General features: G+C 69.2%; 4 protein-coding genes. All 4 read left to right on the forward strand.

Going from position 1 to position 6382, the window contains the following annotated elements; genetic code table 11:
- Window positions 1–81: 81 nt before the first annotated feature.
- Window positions 82–1890: a protein translocase subunit SecD gene (gene secD / locus ABT095_RS23425; protein ID WP_502884970.1), complete on the forward strand. Its 1809-nt coding sequence runs from the start codon at window positions 82–84 to the stop codon at window positions 1888–1890.
- Window positions 1891–1894: 4 nt separating this feature from the next.
- On the forward strand, window positions 1895–2923 hold the full coding sequence (secF, locus tag ABT095_RS23430) for a protein translocase subunit SecF (RefSeq protein WP_350531415.1): 1029 nt from the start codon (window positions 1895–1897) through the stop codon (window positions 2921–2923).
- Window positions 2924–2952: 29 nt separating this feature from the next.
- Complete coding sequence (locus tag ABT095_RS23435; protein ID WP_502884972.1) at window positions 2953–3504, forward strand: adenine phosphoribosyltransferase; 552 nt, start codon at window positions 2953–2955, stop codon at window positions 3502–3504.
- Between the two features lie 238 nt (window positions 3505–3742).
- Window positions 3743–6031, forward strand: a complete 2289-nt coding sequence (locus ABT095_RS23440) for a RelA/SpoT family protein (protein ID WP_350531427.1) — start codon at window positions 3743–3745, stop codon at window positions 6029–6031.
- Window positions 6032–6382 lie beyond the last annotated feature (351 nt).

Raw genomic sequence — 6382 nt, forward strand, 5'->3', positions numbered from 1 at the left:
GCGCCCGCCTCCCCCATCCAGTCACGAGCCGGGTGGGTCCCGGCGGGCGGACGGTGGCATGGACAGGGAGAAACGAGCAAGGTGGCAACACCCAAGTCGCGCCCGCGCGACGGCTACCCGGGACGGGCGCTGGCCCTGATCCTCGCGGTGACCGTCGGCCTGGTCGCCCTCATGTTCGGGACGGGCCACACCACGCCGCGTCTCGGTATCGACCTCGCCGGTGGCACCAGCATCACGCTGACCGCCAAGTCGGACGACCCGGCGGCGGTCACCAAGACGAACATGGACACCGCTGTCGCGATCATCCAGAAGCGCGTCAACGGCATGGGCGTCTCCGAGGCCGAGGTGCAGACCCAGGGCAGCAACACCATCATCGTGAACATCCCGAACGGTGGTGACAAGCAGCAGGCGATCGACCAGGTAGGCGCCACTGCCAAGCTCTTCTTCCGCCCGGTCCTGGCCCTCGCGCCGACCGGTGTGAAGGCTCCGGCCCCGTCGGCCTCCCCGAGCGCCGCCGCCTCCGGTTCGCCGAGCGCCAAGCCCTCCGCGAGCGCCTCCGCCAGCGCGGGTGCCTCCGCCGGTGCGCCGAGCCCGAGTGCCAGCGCCACCAAGCAGGGCCGCGCCCTCAGCGACGCGCTGAAGGCCGACCCGACCAGCACCCCGTCGGCGGGCGCCTCCACCGCCCCGGCCGCCACCCCGAGCGCCCCGGCGGCCACGCCGAGCACGCCGACCACCCCGGCCGACATCTCCGCCGCGCTCACCCAGGGCACCGTCCCGCCGGAGCTGGTGAAGGACTTCACCGCGCTGGACTGCTCCGTCCCCGCGCAGCGCACGGACCACCAGACCACGCCCGAGAAGAACGCCGTGGCCTGCAGCTACGACGCCGAGCAGAACGTCTGGTACAAGTTCGCCCTCGGTCCCGTCGCCGTGAACGGCCAGGACATCTCCAAGGCGCAGGCCGGGTTCGACACCCAGCGGGCCGGCGGCTGGCAGGTCGACCTGTCCTTCAACGACGCCGGCTCCAAGGCCTTCGCCACCACCACCGGCAAGCTGGCCACCCAGGCCGCCCCGGCCAACCAGTTCGCCATCGTGCTGGACGGCAAGGTGGTCTCCCACCCGTACGTGAGCCAGTCCATCACCGGCGGCTCCGCGATGATCTCCGGCAGCTTCACCCAGGACGAGGCCAAGGGCCTCGCCAACGTGCTGAGCTACGGCGCCCTGCCGCTCACCTTCGTGCAGAGCGACATCACCACCGTCTCCCCGCAGCTCGGCGGTGACCAGCTGGACGCCGGTCTGCTGGCGGGTGCCATCGGCCTCGCGCTGGTGGTCGTCTACTCGCTGGTCTACTACCGCGGCCTCGGCCTGGTCTCGATCGCCGGTCTGCTCGTCTCGGCGGCCCTGACCTACGCGATCATGTGCCTGCTCGGCGCCGCGATCGGTTTCGCGCTGAACCTGCCCGCCGTCTGTGGTGCGATCGTCGCGATCGGTATCACCGCGGACTCCTTCATCGTGTACTTCGAGCGCATCCGCGACGAGGTCCGCGAGGGCGCCCCGCTGCGCCCGGCCGTGCAGCGCGCCTGGCCGCGCGCCCGCCGCACCATCCTGGTCTCGGACTTCGTGTCCTTCCTGTGTGCCGCGGTGCTCTACCTGGTCTCGGTCAGCAAGGTGCAGGGCTTCGCCTTCACCCTCGGCCTGACCACCCTGCTCGACATCGTGGTGATCTTCCTCTTCACCAAGCCGCTGATCACCCTGCTGGCCCGCCGGAAGTTCTTCTCCGACGGCCACCCGTGGTCCGGCCTCGACCCGAAGCGCCTCGGTGCCAAGCCGCCGCTGCGCAGCACCCGTCGCCGCCGCCCCGCCGCCACCGCTTCCGCCAGCAAGGAGGCCTGACGCCATGTCTCGTTTCGGCAATCTCGGCCACCGTCTCTACCAGGGCGAGGTCAGCTTCGACTTCGTCGGCCGGCGCAAGCTCTGGTACAGCCTCTCCGGCGTCATCGTGGTGCTGGCCGGCATCGGCCTGGCCATGGGCCTGCACCTGGGTGTCGAGTTCAAGGGCGGTGCGATCTACACCGTCACCAAGCCCGGCGTCACCCTGAGCCAGGCGCAGGAGGCGGCGAACAAGGTCACCCATGACTCCAGCGCCCGGGTCCAGACCACCGACAAGGGCGCGGTCAGGATCCAGATCGGCACGGACAAGCAGGCCTCGGCCTCCCAGGCGATCACCACCCTGGCCACCGAGCTGAAGATCCCGGCCGACAAGGTCAGCGACCAGATCACCGCCCAGGTGATCGGCCCCAGCTGGGGCCACGAGATCTCCCAGAAGGCCATCACCGGCCTGGTCATCTTCATGATCCTGGTGACGATCTACCTGGCGATCGCCTTCGAGTGGCGGATGGCGGTGGCCGCCCTGGTCTCGCTCGTCCATGACCTCCTGATCACCATCGGCGTCTACGCCCTGGTCGGCTTCGAGGTCACGCCGGGTACGGTGATCGGCTTCCTCACCATCCTCGGTTACTCCCTCTACGACACCGTCGTCGTCTTCGACACCGTGCGGGAGAACACCAAGGACATCACCAAGCAGAACAAGCACACCTTCAGCGAGGCCGCGAACCTGGGCCTCAACCAGACCCTGGTGCGCTCGATCAACACCACCGTCGTCGCGCTGCTGCCGGTCGCGGCACTGCTCTTCATCGGTGGCGGCCTGCTCGGTGCGGGTACGCTCAACGACATCTCGCTCGCCCTCTTCATCGGCCTCGCGGCCGGTGCGTACTCCTCGATCTGCGTCGCGACCCCGTTCTACGCGCAGCTCAAGGAGGCCACCCCGGAGATGCGGGCGCTGACCAAGAAGGTGCTGGCCCGCCGGGCCGCCGACGCCAAGGCCGCTGCGGCCGCTGCTCCGGCGGAGGCCACGGCCAAGCACTGACCGTCGCCAGTATGTAAGGAAGCCCCGTGATCTCCCCCGACCCCGTCGCCCTGGCCGAGCTGCTCAACAGCAAGATCAGGGACGTACCGGACTACCCGAAGCCGGGCGTGCTCTTCAAGGACATCGCCCCGCTGCTCGCCGACGCCGAGGCCTTCGCGGCCCTCACCAAGGCGCTCGCCGAGCGGGCCCAGGCCCTCGGAGCCACCAAGGTGGTCGGGTTGGAGGCACGGGGCTTCGTGCTGGCGGCCCCGGCGGCCTTCGCCGCCGGGCTCGGTTTCGTGCCGATCCGCAAGGCCGGCAAGCTGCCGGGCGCGGTGCACGCGCAGTCGTACGACCTGGAGTACGGGTCGGCGACGGTGGAGGTGCAGTGCGACGCCTTCGCGCCGGGTGAGCGGGTGCTGCTCGTCGACGACGTCCTGGCTACCGGTGGCACGCTGGCCGCCTCGCTGGACCTGGTGAAGCGGGCCGGCGCCGAGCTGGCCGGTGTGGTCGTCCTGATGGAGCTGGCTTTCCTCCCGGGGCGTGAGCGCCTGCTCCCCCACCTGGGGGACGCACCGCTGGAGACCTTGATCAGCATCTGAGCCAGTTGCACTACCTGTTTTTCAGGGGCGCGAGGAACTGCGCGAAATCGGAAGATGACAGGCCTGAGCCTTCCGCACTCGCGCAGTTCCTCGCGCCCCTAGGTGTTGCATGGTGCCGCTGAGCAGCTGCTCACGGCTACTCGGTAGGATGGAGGTTCGTCCCTCCCTGCACCGAGGAGTGTCCTTGCCCGACGAGGTTGTGCCCACGGCTGCTGTGCGTCCGTCCTCCTCCGGGGGGATGCGGGCGCGTCTGGCGCGGCTCGGCGGGCAGCGGAGCTCCTTGCTGAACCCGGTCCTGGAGCCGCTCTTCCGGACCATCAAGGCCCAGGATCCGAAGGCCGACCCGGCCCTGCTGCGCGACATCGAGCGCGCCTACGCGGTGGCGGAGAAGTGGCACCGGGGGCAGAAGCGCAAGAGCGGGGACCCGTACATCACCCACCCGCTCGCCGTGGCCACCATCCTGGCCGAGCTGGGCATGGACGCCCCGACCCTGATGGCCGGGCTGCTGCACGACACCGTCGAGGACACCGACTACGGCCTGGAGACGCTCCGGCAGGACTTCGGCGACTCGGTGGCCCTGCTGGTGGACGGTGTCACCAAGCTGGACCGGGTCAAGTTCGGCGAGGCCGCGCAGGCCGAGACCGTCCGCAAGATGGTCGTCGCGATGGCCAAGGACCCGCGCGTCCTGGTGATCAAGCTGGCCGACCGCCTGCACAACATGCGCACCATGCGCTACCTCAAGCGGGAGAAGCAGGAGAAGAAGGCCCGCGAGACGCTGGAGATCTACGCCCCGCTGGCGCACCGGCTGGGCATGAACACCATCAAGTGGGAGCTCGAGGACCTCGCCTTCGCGATCCTCTACCCCAAGATGTACGACGAGATCGTGCGTCTGGTGGCCGAGCGCGCGCCCAAGCGCGACGAGTACCTGGCCACCGTGATCGACCAGGTCCAGGGCGACCTGCGCGGGGCCCGGATCACCGCCCAGGTGACGGGCCGGCCGAAGCACTACTACTCGGTCTACCAGAAGATGATCGTGCGAGGGCGCGACTTCGCCGAGATCTACGACCTGGTGGGCATCCGCGTCCTGGTCGACACCGTCCGCGACTGCTACGCGGCGCTGGGCACCATCCACGCGCGGTGGAACCCGGTGCCGGGGCGGTTCAAGGACTACATCGCGATGCCCAAGTTCAACATGTACCAGTCGCTGCACACGACGGTCATCGGGCCCGGCGGCAAGCCGGTCGAGCTGCAGATCCGCACCTTCGACATGCACCGCCGCGCCGAGTACGGCATCGCCGCGCACTGGAAGTACAAGCAGCGGGCGGTGGCCGGCGCCTCCAAGGTGCGCACCGACACGCCCACCCAGGTGCGCAAGGACGACAAGGCCGGGGCCGTCAACGAGATGGCCTGGCTGCGGCAGCTGCTCGACTGGCAGAAGGAGACCGAGGACCCGAGCGAGTTCCTCGAGTCGCTGCGGTTCGACCTCTCCAACAACGAGACCTTCGTCTTCACGCCGAAGGGCGACGTCATAGCGCTGCCCGCCGGGGCGACGCCGGTGGACTTCGCCTTCGCGGTGCACACGGAGGTCGGCTACCGCTGCATAGGAGCCCGGGTCAACGGGCGCCTGGTGCCGCTGGAGTCGACGCTGGAGAACGGCGACACCGTGGAGGTCTTCACCTCCAAGGCGGAGAACGCCGGGCCCTCGCGGGACTGGCTGGGCTTCGTCAAGTCGCCCAGAGCCCGGAACAAGATCAAGGCCTGGTTCTCCAAGGAGCGCCGCGAGGAGGCGATCGAGCAGGGCAAGGAGGCCATCGCCCGGGCGATGCGCAAGCAGGGCCTGCCGATCCAGCGGATCCTCACCGGCGACTCGCTGGTCACGCTCGCGCACGAGATGCGCTACCCCGACATCTCCTCGCTCTACGCCGCCATCGGCGAGGGCCATGTCGCGGCCGCGAACATCGTGCAGAAGCTGGTGCAGGCGCTCGGCGGCGAGGAGGGTGCCACCGACGACCTGGCCGAGACGGCGACCCCGACGCACGACGGCCGGGCGGCCCGCCGCCGGGCCAAGGGTGACCCGGGCATCATCGTCAAGGGCGTCGAGGACGTCTGGGTCAAGCTCTCCCGCTGCTGCACCCCGGTGCCGGGTGACCCGATCGTCGGCTTCATCACCCGGGGCAACGGCGTCTCGGTGCACCGCTCGGACTGCGTGAACGTCGAGTCCCTGACGCAGCAGCCGGAGCGGATGATCGAGGTCGAGTGGGCGGCCACCCAGTCCTCGGTCTTCCTGGTGGCCATCCAGGTCGAGGCGCTGGACCGCTCGCGGCTGCTCTCGGACGTCACGCGCGTCCTGTCGGACCAGCACGTCAACATCCTCTCGGCGGCCGTGCAGACCTCGCGCGACCGGGTGGCGATGAGCCGCTTCACCTTCGAGATGGGTGACCCGAAGCACCTGGGTCACGTGCTCAAGGCGGTGCGCGGGGTCGAAGGCGTGTACGACGTCTACCGGGTGACCTCGGCTCGCAAGTAAATCGAACGCACGGTTCCATGGTGGTGGGTTTCCGGCCACCTTGATCGTCACTCCTACGGGCGACGATCAAGGTGGCCGGAAGCCGTTGTGCTCCGGTTCTGCGCCACGGCGTGCGTCGGTGGGTATGGCGGGTTCGTTTCGCAGGTGTGTTCCTCTTCGGGGAAAGGAAGTTACCGCCCGGGTGGCGTCGGTACTAATGGGTCGTCCCGATCAGGAGATATGAGGAGACCCCGTGATCGACACCCGTGACGGCGTACTTGCCACCCGCTACCAGAAGTCGGTGGCCGAGTACTGGAACCAGGAGGCGGACCCGGTCAACATCCGCCTCGGTGAGGTCTCGGGCACCTTCCA

It is taken from the genome of Kitasatospora sp. NPDC002227, from assembly GCF_040296285.1.
Lineage (GTDB): Bacteria > Actinomycetota > Actinomycetes > Streptomycetales > Streptomycetaceae > Kitasatospora.

What these genes read in the sequence shown, in the direction of transcription:
- ABT095_RS23440 (WP_350531427.1), top strand. Translation starts at nt 3,743, where the DNA reads ATGCGGGCGCGTCTGGCGCGGCTCGGCGGGCAGCGGAGCTCCTTGCTG.
- secF (WP_350531415.1), top strand. Translation starts at nt 1,895, where the DNA reads ATGTCTCGTTTCGGCAATCTCGGCCACCGTCTCTACCAGGGCGAGGTC.